The following is a 21,860-nucleotide window of genomic DNA, read 5'->3' as shown; positions in this document are numbered from 1 at the left end:
GTCTCTCATATAGAGAAAATCAAAAATGGTACCGAAGGACGGACTTGAACCGTCACTCCCGAAGGAAACGGATTTTGAATCCGTCGTGTCTACCAATTCCACCACTCCGGCATCTTTGATTAGTTTGTTGTGCTGGTTAAGCCTCAACAATGGAACGGAATTATACTCAGCCTTTAGCTAATGGCAAGTGGTTTCATTGCTGTTTTGTGAAAAATGAGTTTAAGCGGCTGAAAATCCGTCATTTCATCAGTTTTCATAAATGAAAGTAGCTTAGTATCTTATAAGATTCTCTAAATTGAATTGACCATTGTCAAGTTCACCACCTATTCATTGTGCCTTTCTTAATTTACTGATTATAAAAGCAAAAGCTGTGCGACATAGTGTCGCACTTTGTCGCATTTGTATTGTGATAAAGACAGGGTAGGCGCAAAATTCAGCTACAAATATTTAGGGAGTTTGTAACATGCGTTTGAACGTTTTAAGTGGTTTGTTGATTTCAATGTATGCAGTCAGTGGTGCCTCTTGGGCTGATGCTGATCCAATAGAAGTAATTGTTGTTAAAGGTCAAGTTGCTAAGCAAACAGGAGTGGACTCCGACTCTGTAGCTACCCCAAATTATGCGATTCCAACGAGTGATTTGGCCGATCTTCTTAAGTCGATTCCGGGCGCAAATGTTAATGCTAATGGTCCAGTCAGTAAAATTGCTCAATATCGTGGCTTATACGGAGACAAAATTGCTACGAGTGTTGACGGCCTCACGTTAGCAGGTGCAGGTCCAAATGCGATGGATGCCCCGTTAAGTTATGGTAGCCAGTTAACTACAGAATCCATTGAGATGACTCGTGGTATTGCCCCAGTGAGTAGTGGTATTGATACGATTGGTGGCAGCTTAAAAGTAAATACGATCGGGCCAGAAATTGAACATAACTTTAGTCATCTATTAGGTCAGTATTCTGCTAATGGTAGTCAGTCACAACTTGGTGCATTAACAAATATCGGCTGGAAATCACAAGCGCTGTTGTTGCATGTTGAGCAGAATAAAGGGAACAGTGAAGTTGAAGATGGCGCTGGCAGAGAGATTGTGCCATCGGTATATGACAAACAACAATTTGGTATTAAATATTTAAATCAAATCACTCAAAATCATCAAATTACGTTAAGTTATCAAGGTGTCAATACTGGAGACTCCGCAAGTCCTGCGTTGCCAATGGATATTGATTTCATTGATACAGATAGGGTTAAAGCAGCAGGTGAGTCAGAGTTCGATTGGGGGCAAATGAACTGGCATATTGGTTGGCAAAATGCCCGCCACGGTATGAGTAATAGTTTACTTCGTCCTGTTATGAACCCAATGATGGCTCGTTATAATCGTGCTGACAGCACGGGTGTTGATGCAGCCATTGCATTTGAATTAGAGCAGTGGCAGTTTGGTCTTGATTATCAACAGAGTATGCATGACTCGTTAATTACCAATCCTAATAATCCAATGATGATTGTCGACAACTTTAAGGATGTTGAAAGCCAAGTTATTAGTGCATACGGTCAATGGCACCAAGATTTTGGTGCTCATACAGTTAAGCTTGGTGTTCGAGGTAAACAATATAATTTCGATGCCGGTGATGTTAGTCACTCAATGGCGATGATGAACCCAAACATCAAGTATTTGATGGACAAGTTCAATGCACAAGATAAAAGCACCAGCCAATTTGGTGTCGATTTAGTTGCTCAGTGGCTTTATAAGCAGAGTGATACGGTAAATTGGCGTGCAAGTGTCGCTCGTAAACAATCAAGTCCAAGCTATCAACAACGTTACCTTTGGGTGCCAATGCAGGCAACTGGTGGCTTAGCGGATGGGCGCACTTATATTGGCGATGTCGATTTAGATTTAGAAACGGCTTACCAGACTGATTTTGGTTTTGATTATCTAGGCGACAAGCTCACGATTAGTCCTCGTGTTTTCTGGCAAAAAATTGATGGTTACGTACAAGGTGTGCCATTGACTGATATGAAAGCCAAGATGGTTGCAAAAATGATGGGTGATGACGACCCACTCATGTTTGCAAACACAGATGCGAAACTTTACGGCATGGACATGGATGCGAGTTATGATTTACATGAAAACTGGCGTCTCACAATGAATGCGACTTACACACGAGGTGAGCGTACAGATACAAATGACAATTTATATCGTGTTGCGCCGTTAAGTGGTCAAGTTGCATTGAATTGGCAACAGAACGCTTGGCGCAGTCAGTTAGTACTTAGAGGTGCGGCGAAACAAGATAAAATTTCGAATATCCAAAAAGAACAAACTTCCGCAGGTTATGGTGTCGTTGATATTCTTACTGCTTATGAAAACGATAACTGGCTAGTAAAAGCAGGTGTCAGTAACTTACTTGATAAAGAATACGCAGATCATTTAGGTGGTGTAAATCGTGCCATGGGATCTGATATCGCAGTAGGCGAACGGCTACCGGGTTATGGTCGTCAAATTTGGGCATCAGTACTGATTAGCTGGTAATTAACGTTCGAAATAGAAATTGTGTTGATGCGAGTTTAAAAGCTCCTCCGCTGTACTTGAGCTGGCATTGCCAGCTCTTTTTTATGCCGGAAGTGTGTAACGGTTTAGTGCAGTAGTCATTGAATGAGAGTTTATCATTTTCATGGCTTCTAAGAGTTGAGATACTGCAGTTTCAATGGGAAGACCATAATCACTATGATGTTGAAACCACTTACGTAGGATTGTGTCTCTTTGAGTTTCAAATGAGGTTTTAGATTCATCAAAACCTTTTAAGGTTGATATATCTATAAATCCTTTTGATTTAGCAATTAACTGGAAATCGTCTAACTGCATCTCATTCAACCTATCTTTAAAAAGCGCAATAACATCAGAGCTGACTTTTAAAAAACGTTTAGCTACAGCTTTACTCATTTGACTACCCTTAGGTTCAGGTAAACTCACTTTGTTGGCTTGTGAAATTAGAGCCATTCCAGCATCAATAGTTAAAGTACAATCTTTACATGCAAGGATTTTATAAATACTCCGGAATACATCCTCTGGTGTGTACTCGTATTTAGGGCCTAATTCATCAAACATGGTATTAATAAATGCTGCAAAATAACTTTGACGGTCAGTTTTTGCTTTTTGGATATTATTTATCACTTTTTGCAGAGCAAGCTTTTCAGGTGAGCTACGTATGGCTGATTCTAAGGTTTCGAAACCGCAAGATTTATTCAGGTGGGATAACAATCCAATCGCATATACACCATTTTGTAACTGTTCTATAGTTATTGGTGAAGTAACAGTATATTGCCTAGCTGGTAACTCTGTTGAGGACGTAGCAGGTGCTCCCTGAAAACTTTTAACATTACCTCCTGAAACTCTATCAGCTTCAACCTCTTCATATTCAAAATGTTCGCCAGCGAGGTGGATGAGTGAGCGTTGAGCTTCAGGGGGGCCTTCTACTGGTTCCCTATCTGGGTTAACTCTAGATACACCACCAGTTTCCATAATTAACTTTCACTTTTCAAATAAACCTAACGTAGAATAAGTGAGTAATAGTTAACCAGGCCTTAATGCAGAGTTAAATTCTGCTGAGTTTAAGAAATACTACCCAATAAAAACATTTTAAAGTTATTTTGAGTTGCTTAGAGACCATATACGGCCTCTAGGTAAGAAAGCTAACAAAATTTGTGCCGGTAAAGCGATGTTCAGCACTGGCTTGGCGAATGCTGACTTTAATGTTTTTAGAGTCACAGATATTAGTGCTCAGCATGCGTGCTGGGGAAGTAAAACGGTTCATGTAAGTTCTGCAGTGAGCGAAGTTTTACATTTTAAAGGTGAGTGTATCTATCTTATGGCGCAAGCTCTAGAGTGAGTGTTTTTAGATATGGTCGATTCAAAATGTTAAATATTAGTTTCCATGCTGGCTCTTTGAGTGCTAAAAAAGAGAGTTGCTGCAAGGATAGAATTCAAATCTTGCATTTGATGATTCTTGGTTATGCTGATAATTATAAAAGCTATGGTACTCGTATTATGGGAATTAATATGTCATCAGAAGGGTTTTATAATTATTCCAACCGTATTCCTAAAAAACATTTAGCTCATTGAAGCGCATAGCCCTTAAAGCAAACTCTAACTTAACTAACAGGTTTCTTTGCCAACTTTCTTTGTAGACTTCTTCTGTGCATACCGAGTTGTCTTGCCGTTGCTGATACGTTTCCATTATTTGCCGTGAGTACTTGTTGTATATGCTCCCACTCTACTCTTTTCGTTGACATGGGTTGTTCTTCTATCAGCTCTTCAAGATCAGTTGACTCCATATTCAATGCTTGGAGAATGGTTTGAGTGCCAGCTGGTTTAGCTAGATAATTATCAGCTCCAAGTCGAATGGCTTCAACGGCTGTAGCGATACTCGCAAACCCTGTCAGTAGCACTAATATGCTTTCTGGTACTGTTTGTTTTAGCGGCTGAATCAAACTTAAACCATTGTCGGTATCCAGTTTCATATCTAACAGAATATGCGTAGGAGACCATTTTCTGGCTAGCAACAGTGCTTGGGTTTTGTCATGACATTTTTCAATGTCGAAACCATGAGCGCTTAAGCGTTTCTGTAAAACCTGAGCGAGACTTTTGTCATCTTCAATAATAAGTAATTTATTCATCTGTACTTAATGGATACCTTACTGAAGCAATACAACCATTTACAGGGTGTTGCTCTAATGTGAGTTGACCGCCATTTCTGTCTAGGCTGGCATGTGTTAATGCTAATGCGACACCAAGACCGCTGGAACTTTTAATAAAACGTTTTCCTAAGTTTGATTTTACCGTATCTGATATACCAAGGCCAAAATCTCGTATGTCGATATATAAATATTGCTCGTCTGTTCTTGATGAAATATTAACTTTTGGTGCTTTAATGCCGGTAATACTAGCCTTCTGGGCATTATCAATCAGCGTTAAAATTGCAGGAAGTACGCCTTGGTCAACATTGATGGTTTCGTAAGTTATTGTACCGTAAGACCAGCTTGCCTCAACGGCGGGCAAAAGCAGCTGTGTTTTCTGTTGAATATCTTCGACGAATGTTTTCACTGAAACGGAATGTACTTTCCCATCTCTGATAGCATCGGTTGCGAGCCTTAACTCTTGTAAGCTATGTTCACAACGAGTCAGGCTATTGTTTAGCTCTTCAATGGCTTGATCGCTCTGCTCCTCTTTGAGTTCCTCTAACCATAAACGCATACTGCACAATGGAGTGGCAAGTTGATGGGCCATTTGTGCTGAAGATGCGCCTAATGCGACGATTTGTTCTTGACGTAATTGTGACTCTCTTAACGAGCTCAGTTGTTTGTCTCTTTTTCTCAGTTTTTGGCTAATTAACGTCAGGCTCACGTTGATAACAAGTGCAGAGAGAATGAAGTTAAGCCACATGCCAATGTAATGTGCACTCATATCCATATGAGCCATATGCCCAGTTTCTTCTTTTAAATACAACATCAAACTATAAGCTGAACAGTTGATGATATTAATCGCAATTGCACTCCAACTGGGTAAGGCAATAGAAGCGATTGCAATTGGGATTAATAGCGATGAGACGAAGGCATTTGTCGCTCCTCCAGTGAGCGATAGCCATATGATCCAAAATGAATTATCAAGTAACAATAATAAAAATAAGCGCTCAGTAAACTTATTCGATTTTAAAAAAAAATGGTGACTGGCAGCGAGGTATACTAGCTCGAATACAAGGAATGGAATTAACAGTGCTGAAGTGATGTCCAAGCCAAAAGTATCTGCTGCAAAAAAGGTAAGAATGATTCTTAAAAGCCAGCCTATATATCGAGGGTAGATCAGTTGTTCAACCAGTTGTGACTCTTTCAAAGGTTTCTTTCCTTTAGCGGATATTGGCATAACTAGAGTAAAGGATATTACCGCAAATAATAAAGAGATAAATCAAACAATGTATGGTTAATCTTCTTGAAGCTGTTTATTAATAAGAGTTAATTTTGAGGCAATGAACAGCTTCGCAGAATTTGATAAATTGTAAGGTAACTATTCGGAATAGAACATTTTTTTAGCATTAATACCTTTGGCTTAAGGTTTGAAATGAGGTAAGCCATGTCCATGCAAACTTTAGTTGGAAGAGAAAAAGCAAGACACTCCCTTTGTTATTATAAAAATGCCCCTAAAGAATCAACAGAAACCAGTCCTTCGAAACTGAATTCAACAAATTTCGATATCGATGCATCAGAAGATAGAGAGCTTGAGTCTTTAATTAGCAGTGCACAATCCGTACTTAACAAAGCGCTTGAAAGTGCAAATGGAGGCTTCATTGATTGTCTAGAAAGTGAGACCGAAGAAGTTAAAGAGTTGCTTTCAGATCCTAAAATTCCTCTAAATGTTAAAAAAAACGCGCTTAGACAAATCACACATATTTCATTTGAGCAAGGTGGTATTGGGGTTAGGGATTGTAATTTAGAACGAGTGTTACTCACTCTAAATGCAGCTAAGGCAGAACTCTCTGAATTGGTTAAATTAGTGAACGAACAAGTTCTAGAAGGTTGTTTGTCTTCTTTTTTAATCAAAAAAAACTTAGTAGAAAAGGTAGATAAAAATCAACGGGTGTTGCTAAAAAATCAGATTGCACATCAGCTTGGATTAGAAAAAGCAGAAATTCAGAAGTCGCAGAGCTGGTTCTCTAGCTTTTCTACTTCATTAAAGCCAGCTGAGTTAAAAGAATTTCTGCATTATGCTCAGCTCTACTGCTCTCCTATAAGGGTGCTTCAACAGTTCAACATTGAATTACTTAGAATAATAACAGAAGAAAAAGAGTCGGAGCTTTGCCTTAACCTTACTAAAGCTATCTCAATCTATCACAATGATTCCAAAGAAGTAATGAATAACAAAATAAAGCAGTGGATCGCTCCTTTCTTCGTTTCTCGGTCTCATCAGCATTGGGGAAATATGTTCAGCACAAGTCAGAAAGACACTTCTGAACATATAGAAGAGATGGAACATTTATTTTTTAGAGTGGTTAGTAGTAAAACTGGGGAGCGTAAGTTAACGGTTAAAGACTTAAACAAAGTTGATTTTGAATGCCTACATGCTTTTCGAAGTATCCCTATGGTGATGGAAGCCATTAGAAATACAACTAATCCCGCTGATTTATTTAAATTTCTTAAACGTTGCATCAACTCAGGCTTCCTTGATGATAATGGTGATGCCTTTAATTCCAAGTTATTCGAAGTGTTCACATCTCAGCTTAATTTGATTCTGACAGAAAAAGATTTTAAGCATTTAGTCAGAATTATTCGTGACCCCAAAATAATGACATATGTCTTAGAGGCAATGCGATTTGAACCGTCATATGCAAAGGGTTTTGTTACATACCTTCGTTACTTAAATGACAATATAAAGAGATTTTCTGCGGAACAAATAAAAGATTTTTATCAAGTTTGTGGTGCCAAAGGGCTTTTAGTGTTAGATGAAGAATACATGGGTTTGTTACGTAAATATACGCAATTAATAACAAATGCTCCTCATTTAGCTAGAACATTAAAAAGTAATGCAAACTGGATTCGAACAGCAGATCTGTTTGATTTGATGAGCTATAGTGTTTGCAATGGAGATCATTCATTCATAATTCAACTTTTGAAAGCAAGAGGAACGATTAAAGCGCTTATTGGTGATGAAGAAGGTGTTTTAAAAACGCATGAAATGGCAGTAGTGCGTATTTCATTAGCATTGTTAGAGTCTGTTTCAGCACAAGATATTCCTCAAGAACTAGTCTTTCTTTGTGATTGTAAAGTATTACCATTTCAAATTACTGAAATGCATTTAGCTTTACGTGAAACATTGAGGCTTAATTGGCATCTTCATGATGATGAGTACTTGGTTGGAATGGTTAAAAGAAATCCAATACTTGCAGATGTTTTAGAGGGATGTATGTCAGAAAGAAGAATGATTGAGGCTCAAGGTATTGATGACTTTAATAATCAACTTGCAAGAGTTTTAAAAGCAGCAGGGTTTCAAGAGAAGATTCCTAAATGGCATACTAGAAAAGTTAGTGGGTAAGTGTACTTGAACCCTTACCCACATATTATTTAATTACAGTTCAGCATCCGCTTTTAATGCTTCTGCTTTATCTGTCGCTTCCCAAGGGAATTGATCACGACCAAAGTGACCGTAAGCTGCCGTTTCTTGATAAATAGGGCGCTCAAGGTTTAGCATTTCTGTTAAGCCGTATGGGCGTAAATCGAAGTGACGACGAACTAAGTCAATCAATAACTCTTCCGCTACTTTACCTGTACCAAAGGTTTCAACACTGATAGATGTTGGCTCAGCAACACCAATAGCGTAAGAAACTTGAATTTCACAACGCTCAGCTAAACCCGCAGCAACTATGTTCTTTGCGACATAACGTGCAGCATATGCGGCACTACGGTCAACCTTTGATGGATCTTTACCTGAAAACGCACCACCGCCGTGACGTGCCATACCACCATAAGTATCAACAATAATTTTACGACCAGTAAGACCACAATCGCCCATTGGGCCACCAATAACAAAGCGACCTGTTGGGTTGATGAAGTATTTGGTTTCTTTATTCAACCACTTTGAAGGTAAAACTGGCTTGATGATGGTTTCCATCACCGCTTCAACAAGATCATCTTGCTTAATGTCTTCTGCGTGTTGAGTTGAAAGAACAACTGCATCAATACCAACGATTTTTCCTTCGTCATAGGCAAAAGTTACTTGGCTTTTTGCATCAGGGCGCAACCAAGGCAAAGTACCATCTTTACGTACTTCTGATTGGCGTTTAACTAATGCGTGAGAATAAGTGATTGGAGCAGGCATCAAAACGTCAGTTTCATTACTTGCATAGCCAAACATTAATCCTTGATCACCTGCACCTTGCTCACTAGGGTCTTGACGGTCAACACCTTGATTAATATCAGGGGACTGTTTACCAATGGTGTTCAAAATTGCACATGAGTCGGCATCAAAACCCATCGTTGAGCTGGTGTAACCAATTTCACGGACTGTTTTACGTGTTAATTCTTCGATATCAACCCAAGCTGAAGTGGTAACTTCACCGCCAACCATGACCATGCCAGTTTTTACATAAGTCTCACACGCTACACGAGCTTTAGGATCTTGCTCTAGGATCGCATCTAGCACAGCGTCTGAAATTTGATCGGCGATTTTATCTGGATGACCTTCTGATACGGACTCAGAAGTAAACAAGTGCTTTGCCATAGTTGGGGAATCTCTGTAAGTGGGTTAACTCAGCTTCAATAATAAAAGTAAATAGTCCTACTTTTAATAGAGGCTTTGACATCTAGACGTCTATTCTAGTTCAAGTAAAATCAATTTTCATCTTTTAATTTCGGTTTACGTTACATTATTGAATTGCTTTGGGATTGTATGAAGTAAAAAAAGCGTCATTAAGCAACATCAAATATATTTCATTTTCGCTTCACTGCTAGCATATGTTTATAGGCATAAAATAGAACAACAAAGTTTAAGGGAGTCAGTTTACTGAACTCGATCGCTATAATTTTGAGGTTGTTTATGGGTGTTTCAAGTTATGTTGACCAGATACCAACTAATTCGAGATTGAATTTTAAACATACAGTAACTGGATCAGATATTGACCTGCTCAAAGAAAATCAATCGTTAACATTGAGAACAAGGCAAGGAGTATTTGGCTCAAAGACCTTTACTGTATCGATACAAGGTAATTCATTAAAATTCAGACAAGAAGGTTTAGGCGCCTGGTTAAAAAGACTTGTTGGGATTGGGTGTGAAGATTCAGAAAGTGAAGCCAAGATTGATTATGCTAAGACTTTATTTTTATCTCAGATTCAAAGTGATTCTCCAGAACATGTTCTTGATTCTTTAGAGTTCCTTAAAGGAGCACTAAATCAAACTGAGGATGATGTGGCTATAAATTCAGCGCTTTCCGATGTTGGTTTAAAAGAAGAACATCGCGAAAAATTATTTAAGATTTATAAGACCAAACTGAAAGAAAGTAGTGAAGCTGTAAAAAGTTTTCATGAGCCTAAACAAGTAGTGGAAAACGCCTATGTCGATATGAGTAGCGATGCTCGGGGTGAACAATTTCCAGAATGTGCTACGAGTGAGGGCAAACCCTCTACAGAAAGCGTTCAGTTCGTAGATACTAAACCAAGCTTTTTAGCTGAAGAAATCTTTAAAAAGCAATCGCCTATTGGTGATTTGAGAGCTGAGTTTAATCTAAACGTTGCAAGCAAACTCTATAATCACTTTCAATTAAAATTGTCGCTTTCTGATATAGCAACTGTGCGACAATTTATCGATCAATATCCAGATGATTTACCATCACAATTAATGAGGTTGCCAACAGATATACTGGTACAGCTTATTAGTGGAGATATCAGTGAAGAATTACTCGAGGGTAGAATAAGTAAAGCAGAAATAGAAGGTTTGAAAACGTCTTATGCGATTACCCCTGAAAGTGGACTGACATTTCTTGCTCGCTTATCTGAACACAGTCCTGAGAGCTTGTCTTGTGCATTTGACTTTGTATGCAGCTTACAAGCTGAACCAATGGGATGGAGCGGTAATCTTCAGCCCTTAACTATGCGTCACTTGAAAGCATCTCCAAATATCGAAGATGGCATTCATAAATTACCACGCTTTGCCCAAGAGTCGATTTGCAAAGCGCTAGTAGAGCAAGAAGTTGAACGATGTGAAATTGCAACCCAAAAAGGAGTTTCAACATCTCTTCGAGATACTCTTTCCTTAGCTACTTCACTTAAGGTTAACCTGTCTGGATGTGTGAGTCAGTCTGTTTATAATGAACTGCTTAGCGTAGATCCAAAGTTGGCGGAATCTATTTATATGAATGCTACAGCGTTGGAACAACAAGCGTTTCAGCAAGTGTTATGCTCATTCATAGCTGATGCTAACGATCCTGAATTATTAAAAACAGTTATTGAAAATCAACAAAAGGTTTTGGCAGAACTGAAAACCGAAAATTCTTTGGAACTGTTGGGCAAACTAAATGTGCAAGTTCAACCCGAAATAGCATTAATACTCTTTCAGTCTATTTCAACCGAATGTCAGCAGGTATGTGAAGAACCTCTTCTAAATGCACTATTAAGTCTATTACCAGATAAAAAAGAGCAATTTAAAGATCTGGCGTCTCAAGTGAAAACTCAGGTTTCTCATTTTTCAGAACTCGCAGAACTCCAAGATTTAGTAAGCAGTAGAGTAGGCAAAAGTGCTGAATCAATGGCAACCATTGCAGAGTGTGTGCCTGAGTTATTAACAAGACAAAATCAGTACTACCTATTATCGAACGCTTGTATGTCATCAAGGTGGTCGTTGACTGCCGTTGAGTCAATGATGAAAACGTTTAAACAATCCGAAAAATCGCTCGCTTGTGTCGATATGCTAAGGCAAGTGGAAGCGAGTATGAGTGCAGGTCAAATTACTCGATTAAATGAGGCTCAACAATTACTGATGCGAGAAGTCATGAGTGACGGGCAATTTGAAACTATCGCCGAGCAATGGGACAAATTACCCGTAGAGTTAAAAGTACAAATGTTGGCGCTGCCGACAGAGATTGGTGAAAGTGTATGGAATGAGCTTTTGATAAGATCTGATAGCGAAGAAATGCGAGCGATTTTAGGAAAGCTTCAAATCTCGTCACCTATAAACACTCAAAAAGCGTTTTTACATTTATTGCAGGCAATGGCAGAACCGGAGCAAATGGTGAAAATATCTCAACTGTTTGACGTTTGCTCTAAAACTGAATTAATCGCTTTACTGTCAAATGAGTGTATTGAATTTATTTTTGATAATAGTGATAAGTACCCACTAGTGATGAATAGAGTCATATCAGCCGCTGATTTTTTACAGCTCTTGCAAGATAAAGGTGTTGGAGCTGCAAGTCAGTATTTTAGTCACGTAGCAATCGAACCAGAAAGTTTTGAGCAACTGCAGGGCGTTATTGACGACGAAGCGAAACAACAAATTCAGTTAGGAAAGTTAGAACAGGAAGTCGCACTCTCTCGGCAACGATTTAACTTAAAAGCTAAAGACAAGGTAGACCGATTTGAACTGGTTGGATTATTAGACCCTAGTGTTCCTCATAACATTAAATTAGTAATGAGCTTAGTGGAAAGAGCGACGCCACAATTTAAACAGCATATTCCAGTCTGTGTTGGTTATCTTACCGGTAGTCCAAAACCACTTATGCAATACCTTCATTCATCTGAAGTGCCAGCGGTAAGGACTTACGAATTTTTGACTCTAATTAGAGGTTGTTACGAAAGTGATGACGTTTTTATTCATCATTTGAGAGATCTCGCTGCTAACGATGAGTGTTCAGGGTTGATGTTCGACGCTATACGAGCAGTTATGAAAATAGTCAGCATACGTGTCAGCCGAGATAATGTGTTAAATCATGAGAAACAATTGACAGAAGCTTGCGGAAGACTGGCAGATATGAGTGATGAATCAAATATTAAAGATGTCATTAAAATGATTAACGGCTTGGACTCTAAATTTATAACAACCGCTTTTAAACAAAAGTTGTCTGAAGTCAAACCTCATTTGTTTCACGCTACGTTTGGCGTCTAAACCGATTTGTTTAATGTCGATGAGTTTGAAAAAAAATGTTGAGTATTAGGGTGAAATTATGTGTTTAAAATGTAATATTTCAGTAAGCCAAATACCTTAGTATTTAAAAGCAAACATTGTTTCTGCTATCTACTGTGACATAACTCGCAATTATCATTTGCTTCACAACTGCGCATAAGCGAAAATACGCACCAAATTTCGCCATCTTGATCCGGATGGCAGTCATATAACCCTCAGCAGGAGAGAGCATGTCTTCCCGTAAAGTACTCGCAAACGCCATTCGCATCTTGAGTATGGATGCAGTTCAAAAAGCAAAATCTGGTCACCCTGGCGCACCACTTGGTATGGCGGATATTGCAGAAGTGCTTTGGAATGATTTCCTAAAACACAACCCAAATAACCCAAACTGGGTAGACCGAGATCGCTTTATTCTTTCTAACGGTCACGGCTCAATGCTGATTTATTCTTTATTACATTTGAGTGGCTATGAGCTACCAATGTCAGAGCTTGAAAATTTCCGTCAGTTGCATTCTAAAACACCGGGGCACCCAGAATACGGTTACACTCCAGGTGTTGAAACGACAACGGGCCCGTTAGGCGCTGGTATCAGTAATGCTGTCGGTATGGCGGTTGCTGAAAAAACCTTGGCTGCACAGTTCAACCGTGACGGTCATGATGTGGTTGATCATTACACCTATTGCTTTATGGGCGATGGCTGCATGATGGAAGGTATTTCTCATGAAGCATGTTCATTAGCGGGTACGTTAAAGTTAGGTAAATTAATCGCATTTTGGGATGACAACGGCATTTCAATCGATGGTGAAGTCGATGGTTGGTTTACGGATGACACACCTAAGCGTTTTGAGTCTTACGGTTGGCATGTGATTGCCGATGTTGACGGTCATAACCCTGAAGCCATTAAAGCTGCAATCGAACAAGCTAAATCGATCACTGACAAGCCAACTATGATTTGTACTAAAACGGTAATTGGTTTTGGTAGTCCAAATAAATCAGGTTCTCACGAATGTCACGGTGCACCACTGGGTGATGCAGAAATTGCAGCAGCACGTGAATTCTTAGGTTGGGACAGCAAGCCATTCGACGTACCAGCTGATGTATATGCGGGTTGGGATGCGAAAGAAGTGGGTAACACTCGTGAAGCACAGTGGAACGCTAAGTTTGATGCTTATAAAGCAGCGCACCCAGAATTAGCGGCAGAATTCGAGCGTCGTGTCGTTAAAGGTGATTTACCAGCAGACTTTGCTGAAAAAGCACAAGCGTACATTCAAGATTGCCAAGAGAAAGGCGAATCTATTGCGTCTCGTAAAGCGTCACAAAATGCCATCGGTGCATTTGGTGCAATGATGCCAGAATTAATGGGCGGCTCTGCTGACTTAGCGGGTTCTAACCTAACGCTTTGGTCTGGTTCTAAAGGCATTCAAGAACATGCTGACGGTAACTACATCTTCTACGGTGTACGTGAATTCGGTATGGGTGGCATCATGAACGGACTGTCATTGCACGGTGGTTTTGTGAACTATGGCGCAACCTTCTTAATGTTCATGGAATACGCACGTAACGCAGTACGTATGTCAGCGTTGATGGGCATTCAAAACATCTTCGTATTCACCCATGACTCAATTGGTCAAGGTGAAGACGGCCCAACGCACCAGCCAATCGAACAAATTGCTAACTTGCGTATGACGCCAAATATGGCTGTATGGCGCCCATGTGATGCAACTGAAACCGCGGTAGCGTGGACAGCTGCAATCCAACGTCAAGATGCACCAACGTCATTGATCTTTAGCCGTCAAGGTCTAGCTGCACAAGCTCGTAATGCTGAGCAAGTGGCTGATATTGCCAAAGGTGGTTATATTCTTAAAGAAAGCGAAGGGACGCCAGAGCTTATTCTTATTGCTACCGGTTCTGAAGTTCAACTTGCATTAGATTCTGCGGCAGAACTGACCGCTCAAGGTAAGCAAGTACGTGTTGTTTCTATGCCATCGACAACTGAGTTTGATAAGCAATCAGCTGAGTACAAAGAACATGTGTTACCAGCAGCTGTAAGCAAGCGTATTGCTATTGAAGCAGCACATACTGATTTCTGGTACAAGTACGTAGGCATGAACGGTGCAATCGTGGGTATGCAGACTTTCGGTGAATCAGCGCCAGGTGGAGTATTGTTGAAGCACTTTGGTTTCACTGTTGAAAATGTCGTTGCAAAAGCAAATGCTTTATAAGCAAAGTTTTTAGTTTTTGATAATTACGTTAAAAACTAAACTTTTGTGACACAAATCTATATAATCGGCCTGCATTCGTATGCAGGCCGATTTTTTTTACAAAAGTTGAGTAGTACTAGTGAGATTGTTCGTATATTCATTGGTATTAATAAAGGAATAACTGATTTGATGATCCGAGTAGCAATCAATGGTTATGGTCGAATAGGCCGCACACTGCTTCGTGCCCTGTATGAATCAGGTAAGAACAATCAGATTCAGATAGTTGCCATTAATGAATTGGCAAAACCTGAAGCGATGGTTCACCTCACCAAGTACGATACCACTCATGGCCGCTTTCCCGGCACCGTTGAGCATGACGGCGATATTCTCAAAATTAATAACGATGACATTAAGTTGCTGCACGAATCTGATGCCAGCAAGTTGCCTTGGAAGGCGTTAGACATCGATTTAGTTTTTGAAGCCACAGGTGTACTTAAGACTAGAGACGAATGTGCGGTTCATCTTCAAGCTGGCGCAAAACAAGTGTTGATCAGTCATCCATCAACGCCTGACGTTGACGCAACGATTGTTTATGGTGTCAACCAGCATATGCTCACTGAAAAGGATACCGTGGTGTCCAATGGTTCATGTACTACCAATTGTACTGTGCCAGTGATTGATCTTTTGGATAAGCATTTTGGCTTACAAAGTGGTGCCATTACCACGATTCACTCAGCGATGCATGATCAGCCGGTGATTGATGCTTATCATGATGATTTAAGACGTACCCGCGCTGCAGGGCAATCCATTATTCCCGTCGATACCAAACTTGCGCGTGGTATCGAGCGTATATTGCCGCACCTTGAAGATAAATTTGAAGCCATTTCTGTTCGCGTTCCTACCATAAATGTGACCGCAATTGATCTATCGGTCACACTTGAGAAACGAGTCAATATTGAAACCGTTAATAATGTATTAGAATCGGCGGCAACAGGACGTTTTTCTGCCGTGCTGGGCTTTACCCATGAACCACTCGTTTCGTGTGATTTTAATCATGACCCTCGTTCAAGCATCGTTGATGGTACTCAGACTCGAGTGAGTGATGGTCATTTAGTGAAATTATTATTGTGGTGCGATAACGAGTGGGGCTTTGTAAATCGCATGCTCGATACCGCTCTCTGCATGTCTCAAGTGAATGGTTCAGGCAAAACAGTCGGCATAGAATAGTACTCCAACAGAATTATTGATTAAATAGGAAACAAAAATGGCAATTATTCGTATGTCAGATTTAGATCTCAATGGTAAGCGTGTACTTATCCGTGAAGACCTAAACGTACCCGTTGCAGACGGTAAAGTGACCAGTGATGCGCGTTTACGTGCAGCATTACCGACGATTAAGCTAGCGTTAGAAAAAGGCGCAGCAGTAATGGTAATGTCTCACTTAGGCCGCCCTACTGAAGGCGAGTTTAATGCTGAGTTCTCACTGCAGCCAGTGGTTAATTATTTGAATGATGCTTTAGAGTGCAATGTATCTTTGGCGTCAGATTACCTCGATGGTGTTGAAGCTAAGCAAGGCGAAGTGGTTATTTTCGAAAACGTACGTTTCAATGTAGGTGAGAAGAAAAACGACGAAGCACTTTCTAAAAAAATGGCAGCACTTTGTGATGTATACGTAATGGATGCATTTGGTACGGCTCACCGTGCTCAAGCATCAACACACGGTGTAGGCTTACATGCAGCTGTTGCTTGTGCTGGCCCGTTATTAGTGGGTGAATTAGACGCACTAGGTAAAGCATTAGATAACCCTGCACGTCCAATGGTGGCAATTGTTGGTGGCTCTAAGGTTTCAACTAAGCTAACCGTTCTAGAAAGCCTATCAACTAAAGTTGACCAGCTTGTTGTCGGTGGTGGTATTGCTAATACCTTTATCGCAGCGGCGGGCCATAAAGTGGGTAAATCACTTTTTGAAGCTGATTTAGTCGAAGAAGCAACCCGTCTTGTGAATAACGCACAAAGCCGTGGCGGTGACATTCCTGTTCCTACCGATGTTGTGGTTGCAGGTGAATTCAGCCCAACAGCTGAAGCAACACTGAAAAATGTGGCAGAAGTAACAGACGAAGAAATGATCTTCGATATTGGCCCAGACAGTGCTGAAGCGTTAGCAGAAATCCTGAAAAAAGCTGGCACAATTGTGTGGAATGGCCCAGTAGGTGTATTTGAATTTGACCAATTTGGCGAAGGTACTAAGCGTATTGCACAAGCCATTGCTGAATCAGATGCATTCTCAATTGCTGGTGGCGGTGACACGCTTGCGGCTGTTGATAAATATGATATCGCAGACAAAGTTTCATATATCTCAACCGGTGGTGGTGCGTTCCTTGAGTTCCTCGAAGGGAAAGAACTTCCAGCGGTAGCCATGCTTGAATCGCGTGGTGCGTAAGTCACTCTCGTGAGTTCAGCCACTCTTGTTTATGCAGGAGTGGCAATAAAAAGAATAACAATGAATCCTCACTCGATTGAGGAACGTGAAGAATTTAAGACATCAAACTTAGCGTGTGTTTCAACTAAGTAGCTGACGATAAGTTCTTTGACAATTATCGTGTTCAGATTTAGTGCAATACAAGGCGCAATGACGAGTCATAGTCGTCGCTATGGCAAGGAGTTGCAACGCCGTAGAGTGCTGAATATGAGTGCGATAAAATCTTAAGAAATTTATGGTCGGGTACTTATATCTTGAACACTCGATTGCCCTACGAACGGAGCTAAAAATGGCATTAATATCTCTAAGACAGTTATTGGATCACGCAGCAGAGCATAACTATGGCGTACCTGCATTTAACGTGAATAACCTTGAGCAAATGCGTGCAATTATGCAAGCAGCTGAAGCGACAGACAGCCCAGTAATCGTACAAGCATCTGCGGGTGCTCGTAAGTATGCCCGCCCACAATTCTTGAAGTATCTAATGAATGCTGCACTTGAGCAGTATCCAGATATTCCAGTATGTATTCACCAAGATCACGGAACGGATCCTGATATTTGTCAGCGTTCAATTCAGTTGGGTATGTCATCAGTCATGATGGACGGCTCATTGATGGCGGATGGTAAAACGCCAGCTTCATACGAATACAATGTAGACGTAACTCGTAAAACGGTTGCTTTCGCTCATGCCTGCGGTGTGTCTGTAGAAGGCGAGATCGGTTGTCTAGGTAGCCTAGAAACTGGTCAAGCTGGCGAAGAAGATGGCGTTGGTGCAGAAGGCATTTTAAGCATGGATCAAATGCTGACTACACCAGAAGAAGCGGCACGTTTTGTTGCTGATACTCACGTTGATGCGTTAGCTATCGCAATCGGTACCAGCCACGGTGCTTACAAGTTTGCTAAGAAGCCTACGGGTGACGTACTGCGTATCGACCGCATTAAAGAAATTCACGCTCGTATTCCAAACACTCACCTTGTTATGCATGGTTCATCTTCAGTACCGCAAGAGTGGTTAGAAGTGATCAACCAGTACGGTGGTGAAATGCCTGAAACTTACGGTGTTCCAGTAGAAGAAATCGTAGAAGGCATCAAGCACGGCGTTCGTAAGGTTAACATCGATACTGACTTGCGTTTAGCATCTACTGGTGCTGTACGTAAATTCTTGGCTGAAAACCCAAGTGTGTTTGACCCACGTAAATTCTTAACGGCTTCAATGAACGCTATGGCCGACATTTGTACACAGCGTTATGAAGCGTTTGGTACGGCGGGGATGGCGTCTAAAATCAAGACTAAGTCATTACAGGCAATGTATAAGTCTTACCAATCTGGTGAGTTAGATCCTAAGATCAACAACATGTAATCTTATTGACCCAATTGAACTTAAGCCCGCTCTAGCGGGCTTTTTTGTTATTACTGCCCTTCGGCATAGTCGTCAAGCGTTGGTTGCTTCTGTGGCCTGCCTGACTCACTGCTTCCCTGCTTCAAGTACACATTTCCCTTATCTTTAACGACGGTGTTTTCTTTTGGTGTGCATTCTTCTGCTGCGCCAGGTGCTATGGATAACACGTTGCATAAGTAAGTAACGAATTCGTCATCTGATGCTTGGGTGAGTAAGCAGGTCTCTCTGAAAGCTGTAGACATCGCAATATTATCTGCACTTTGTTCTTTGATTGAAAAACCATCTTTGTGTTCTGTATCCTGAATACAAACAACTCTTAATGGTTTTTTTAATGAAGTGTGGTTTCGTACATAGTCAGTCATTCTCTCTTTTAGTTCAGGGACTGAAAAACTGGAGACAAAAAATGCAACTGTTTTCCCTGAGTTTTGATAGCTGTGATTAAACCTTGCTGGTATTGCGGCAGCCGCTGGGGCAAACCGTATTGCATTACTTAAAATGGGTCTAAGGGTGGTCGGTAGAGTAGACGTTACTGCCATGATTGAAAACTCGAATTCAGCGGATGAGCAAACAACCATTGACAATATTACGAACAATAAGTAGTTTGACATATTATGTCTTAATAAAATGGATTTATTGATGAGCTGGATATTTGAAATAGGACTTACCTTTTTTCAATCGGATTTAACATTATCGACTGGATTAGCGATCATCGCTTTGACCGCCTTGATTAGAGTGCTTTTGTTACCGATTTCATATCCTGCAATCGTGCAAGGGATTAAGCAAAGACAGAAGCTTACTAAAATCAAACCAGAAATTGATAAGCTAAAAAAGCAATATCAATCAGACCCGAAATTGATGTCGCAAAAAATGATGCAACTCTATAAAGACAACGATATTTCTTTTGTAAATAAAACGAGTGTTATGAATATACTTAGCCAAGGTCTCGTAGGTTTTGGTATGTTCCAGTTTTTAAACGGCGCCAATTTGGCAGGGAAGTTTGCTTGGATTTCAGATATTGCTAGATCAGATGTATTACTGAGCCTTGTCGTTGCTTTGCTTACAGGCTTATCCATGTACTTAATGCCTTCTGCCGCTGAATCAGTGAATTATCTGATGTTAATTGTTGTATCTGGGATTTGCTTGGTGAGTTTACTGAATTTTTCTTCAGTTATCGGACTGTACTGGGGAACGTCAACACTGGTGAGCACAATACAGTCCTTCACAGCCAACTTGATTTATTCAAAGAGAATACTGATAAATGGTTAAAGAGATTGATTATAGCCAATACTCTTTGGAAGAGCTGTTTGATGTAAAAAGACAGATTGATAAAGAAAGTTACCCTGGACGATATCAAGCACTGATAGATGAGATCGAGAATTAAGCCCTGAGTATATTAAAGAAAAGTGTAAACATGATTGCATCTGAGAGTCTGCTCTATATCATACTGATTTAATTATTTTAACTGGACATAAAATCTACAACAATGAACACTCGCCGCCTACAAGCCCGCTTCTATAAAATCCGATCTAACAAAGTCTTTGAGTTTTTTGTCGTCAGCATCATCATCTTTTCTGCGTTGATGATAGGGGTGAAAACCTATCAATTACCTGATTACGTTAATCAAACCATGCGTATCTTAGATTTTGGCATCACATTATTTTTCTTAATCGAAATCAGTGTCAGATTTTTAGGCGAGAAGAAAAAATCACAATTTTTTAAATCGGGTTGGAATATCTTTGACACCTTGATTGTTATTTTGAGCTTAGTGCCAATTGAAAACAGTGAACTTGCAATTGTTGGGCGTTTAATTCGTGTATTCCGAGTGCTGCGTATGGTGTCGATGATCCCTGAATTGAGATTATTGTTGAATTCGCTATTAAAAGCACTGCCTCAACTTGCATACGTGATGTTGTTGATGTTTATTATTTTCTATATTTATGCGGCAATTGGAAGCTCAGTGTTTGCCAATATCAATGACGTCTTATGGGGTAATATTTCCATCAGCATGCTGACATTATTCCGTGTGATGACCTTTGAAGATTGGACCGATGTCATGTACGAAACCATGGCAGTGTATCCATTGAGTTGGATTTACTATTTGACTTTTATTTTTCTAACGACCTTTGCATTTTTAAACATGATTATCGGTATTGTGGTGAATGTGCTTGAAGAAGAGCGTCAAAACCTTCGCCAAGAAACGAAAGATGCACAAGCTAAAAAAGAAGTCTCTATGGATGATTTGCAGCAGCAAATCCAGGAATTGAAGCATTTATTAGAAAAAAGATAATAAATTTCTTCAGATACGGTACAGCAGTTGAAAGTTAGTATTGACAAGTTGTGTGTAAAATTTAAGCTGTGCAATATTTTTAACAAACAAGGTAATCTAATAATATGAAGCGCTTAGTTGTCTGTTCGTTCTTATGTGTATTGTCTTCTGCTGCAATGGCTGATGATAGTTGGGTTAAAGGAGATGCTACCTTTGGGGGTAACGTTGAAGCAGGTGCAACGTTTACAACGGGTAATACTCAAACTTCTTCGTTTAAAGCTAAAGCTGATTTAAAGCATGAGTTAGAAGACTGGGAAAATGAGTACATCATCGAGGGGTTATACACAAAAGATGATGAAGCTGTTACCGCTAAGCGTTATCAATTAGGGGCTCAAGGTAACTATAAGTTTGATGAAAATAATTACCTATTTGCTAATGGGAGTTATGAAGTTGATGAGTTTAGAGGCTTTGATTATCAGGTGGCTACAGCTGCAGGTTATGGTCATAAATTTTTCGATGATGGCGGCGATATGCTCAGAGCTGAAATTGGCCCTGGTTACATTTACCAAAGGTTGACCCCTGAACAGCGAACTGAAACTAATGAGAATTCAGATACAACGTTAGTTGCTCATACTGTCATTGAATACACGAAAAGAGTTAGTGATTCATCGACTTTTAACTCTAAATTAGTATCCGATTTTGGTAATAAAATTATTTCAAGATTAGACACGTCAATCACAGCCAAAGTCGTTGATTCTCTAGCGATGAAGTTTGGTGTGACTGTACGCTATAACAGCGAACCACTCGACAACGTTAAAAGCACTGATACTGAAACGACACTGACTCTCCTCTACTCATTCTAGCCTGACTTT

The 21,860-nt window shown here is 40.1% G+C and carries 18 protein-coding genes and 1 tRNA gene; 13 read left to right on the top strand and 6 right to left on the bottom strand.

The genetic code is table 11. The features are described 5' to 3' along the window. Nucleotides 1-26: 26 nt before the first annotated feature. Nucleotides 27-111: transfer RNA gene (locus tag AC1EU2_RS04990), tRNA-Leu, on the bottom strand. A gap of 352 nt (nt 112-463) precedes the next feature. On the opposite strand from AC1EU2_RS04990, the gene AC1EU2_RS04985 reads away from it, so the two are divergent. Further along, nucleotides 464-2,518, top strand: coding sequence for a TonB-dependent receptor (locus AC1EU2_RS04985; protein WP_480296882.1), 2,055 nt, complete (start codon nt 464-466; stop codon nt 2,516-2,518). A gap of 81 nt (nt 2,519-2,599) precedes the next feature. Here the strand turns inward: AC1EU2_RS04985 and AC1EU2_RS04980 are convergent, their stop codons facing one another. Beyond that, nucleotides 2,600-3,508 (bottom strand): hypothetical protein, encoded by a 909-nt coding sequence (locus tag AC1EU2_RS04980; RefSeq protein WP_480296881.1) that lies wholly within the window; start codon nt 3,506-3,508, stop codon nt 2,600-2,602. A 196-nt stretch (nt 3,509-3,704) separates the two neighbouring features. Between AC1EU2_RS04980 and AC1EU2_RS04975 the strand changes: the two genes are divergently transcribed. Both AC1EU2_RS04975 and AC1EU2_RS04970 read left to right on the top strand, forming a co-directional pair. Then, the gene (locus tag AC1EU2_RS04975) at nt 3,705-3,875 is read left to right on the top strand and encodes a hypothetical protein (protein WP_480296880.1); all 171 of its coding nucleotides are present in this window, start codon (nt 3,705-3,707) and stop codon (nt 3,873-3,875) included. 26 nt (nt 3,876-3,901) lie between these two features. Beyond that, the gene (locus AC1EU2_RS04970) at nt 3,902-4,108 is read left to right on the top strand and encodes a hypothetical protein (protein ID WP_480296879.1); all 207 of its coding nucleotides are present in this window, start codon (nt 3,902-3,904) and stop codon (nt 4,106-4,108) included. Nucleotides 4,109-4,137: 29 nt separating this feature from the next. Here AC1EU2_RS04970 and AC1EU2_RS04965 read toward each other — a convergent pair whose 3' ends face one another. Together AC1EU2_RS04965 and AC1EU2_RS04960 are read right to left on the bottom strand one after the other, a co-directional pair. Continuing rightward, entirely contained in the window at nt 4,138-4,662 is a 525-nt protein-coding gene (locus tag AC1EU2_RS04965) for a response regulator transcription factor (RefSeq protein ID WP_480296878.1), read from the bottom strand. Continuing rightward, nucleotides 4,655-5,875, bottom strand: coding sequence for a sensor histidine kinase (locus tag AC1EU2_RS04960; RefSeq protein ID WP_480296877.1), 1,221 nt, complete (start codon nt 5,873-5,875; stop codon nt 4,655-4,657). Before AC1EU2_RS04960 ends, AC1EU2_RS04965 begins: the two co-directional genes overlap by 8 nt. Before the next feature lie 237 nt (nt 5,876-6,112). Here AC1EU2_RS04960 and AC1EU2_RS04955 point away from each other — a divergent pair, with 237 nt between their 5' ends. Further along, nucleotides 6,113-8,068: a hypothetical protein gene (locus tag AC1EU2_RS04955; RefSeq protein ID WP_480296876.1), complete on the top strand. Its 1,956-nt coding sequence runs from the start codon at nt 6,113-6,115 to the stop codon at nt 8,066-8,068. Between the two features lie 33 nt (nt 8,069-8,101). Here the strand turns inward: AC1EU2_RS04955 and metK are convergent, their stop codons facing one another. After that, nucleotides 8,102-9,253, bottom strand: a complete 1,152-nt coding sequence (metK, locus tag AC1EU2_RS04950) for a methionine adenosyltransferase (protein ID WP_480296875.1) — start codon at nt 9,251-9,253, stop codon at nt 8,102-8,104. A gap of 315 nt (nt 9,254-9,568) precedes the next feature. Between metK and AC1EU2_RS04945 the strand changes: the two genes are divergently transcribed. From AC1EU2_RS04945 to fba, 5 genes are all read left to right on the top strand, one after another. Further along, the gene (locus AC1EU2_RS04945) at nt 9,569-12,625 is read left to right on the top strand and encodes a hypothetical protein (RefSeq protein WP_480296874.1); all 3,057 of its coding nucleotides are present in this window, start codon (nt 9,569-9,571) and stop codon (nt 12,623-12,625) included. Nucleotides 12,626-12,873: 248 nt separating this feature from the next. Further along, nucleotides 12,874-14,865: a transketolase gene (gene tkt / locus AC1EU2_RS04940; protein WP_480296873.1), complete on the top strand. Its 1,992-nt coding sequence runs from the start codon at nt 12,874-12,876 to the stop codon at nt 14,863-14,865. 168 nt (nt 14,866-15,033) lie between these two features. Next, on the top strand, nt 15,034-16,071 hold the full coding sequence (gene epd / locus AC1EU2_RS04935; RefSeq protein WP_480296872.1) for an erythrose-4-phosphate dehydrogenase: 1,038 nt from the start codon (nt 15,034-15,036) through the stop codon (nt 16,069-16,071). Between the two features lie 37 nt (nt 16,072-16,108). Next, nucleotides 16,109-17,284, top strand: coding sequence for a phosphoglycerate kinase (locus AC1EU2_RS04930; RefSeq protein ID WP_480296871.1), 1,176 nt, complete (start codon nt 16,109-16,111; stop codon nt 17,282-17,284). A gap of 328 nt (nt 17,285-17,612) precedes the next feature. Beyond that, nucleotides 17,613-18,683: a class II fructose-bisphosphate aldolase gene (fba, locus tag AC1EU2_RS04925; RefSeq protein WP_205000504.1), complete on the top strand. Its 1,071-nt coding sequence runs from the start codon at nt 17,613-17,615 to the stop codon at nt 18,681-18,683. A gap of 50 nt (nt 18,684-18,733) precedes the next feature. Here the strand turns inward: fba and AC1EU2_RS04920 are convergent, their stop codons facing one another. Then, the gene (locus tag AC1EU2_RS04920; protein ID WP_480296870.1) at nt 18,734-19,330 is read right to left on the bottom strand and encodes a hypothetical protein; all 597 of its coding nucleotides are present in this window, start codon (nt 19,328-19,330) and stop codon (nt 18,734-18,736) included. 28 nt (nt 19,331-19,358) lie between these two features. Here AC1EU2_RS04920 and AC1EU2_RS04915 point away from each other — a divergent pair, with 28 nt between their 5' ends. From AC1EU2_RS04915 to AC1EU2_RS04900, 4 genes are all read left to right on the top strand, one after another. Next, a complete protein-coding gene (locus AC1EU2_RS04915) occupies nt 19,359-19,988 on the top strand; it encodes a YidC/Oxa1 family membrane protein insertase (protein WP_480296869.1) in 630 nt (209 codons plus the stop codon). Next, on the top strand, nt 19,981-20,103 hold the full coding sequence (locus tag AC1EU2_RS04910) for a hypothetical protein (protein ID WP_480296868.1): 123 nt from the start codon (nt 19,981-19,983) through the stop codon (nt 20,101-20,103). The genes AC1EU2_RS04915 and AC1EU2_RS04910 overlap by 8 nt, the downstream gene beginning before the upstream one ends. Nucleotides 20,104-20,205: 102 nt before the next feature. Then, nucleotides 20,206-21,009, top strand: coding sequence for an ion transporter (locus AC1EU2_RS04905; protein WP_480296867.1), 804 nt, complete (start codon nt 20,206-20,208; stop codon nt 21,007-21,009). A gap of 104 nt (nt 21,010-21,113) precedes the next feature. Continuing rightward, nucleotides 21,114-21,851 (top strand): DUF481 domain-containing protein, encoded by a 738-nt coding sequence (locus AC1EU2_RS04900; protein ID WP_480296866.1) that lies wholly within the window; start codon nt 21,114-21,116, stop codon nt 21,849-21,851. Nucleotides 21,852-21,860 lie beyond the last annotated feature (9 nt).

This window comes from Parashewanella sp. 2304DJ23-3 (assembly GCF_056591695.1).
The sequence above is the reverse complement of the archived record's forward strand: the minus strand, read 5'-3'. Positions and strand labels throughout refer to the sequence as shown.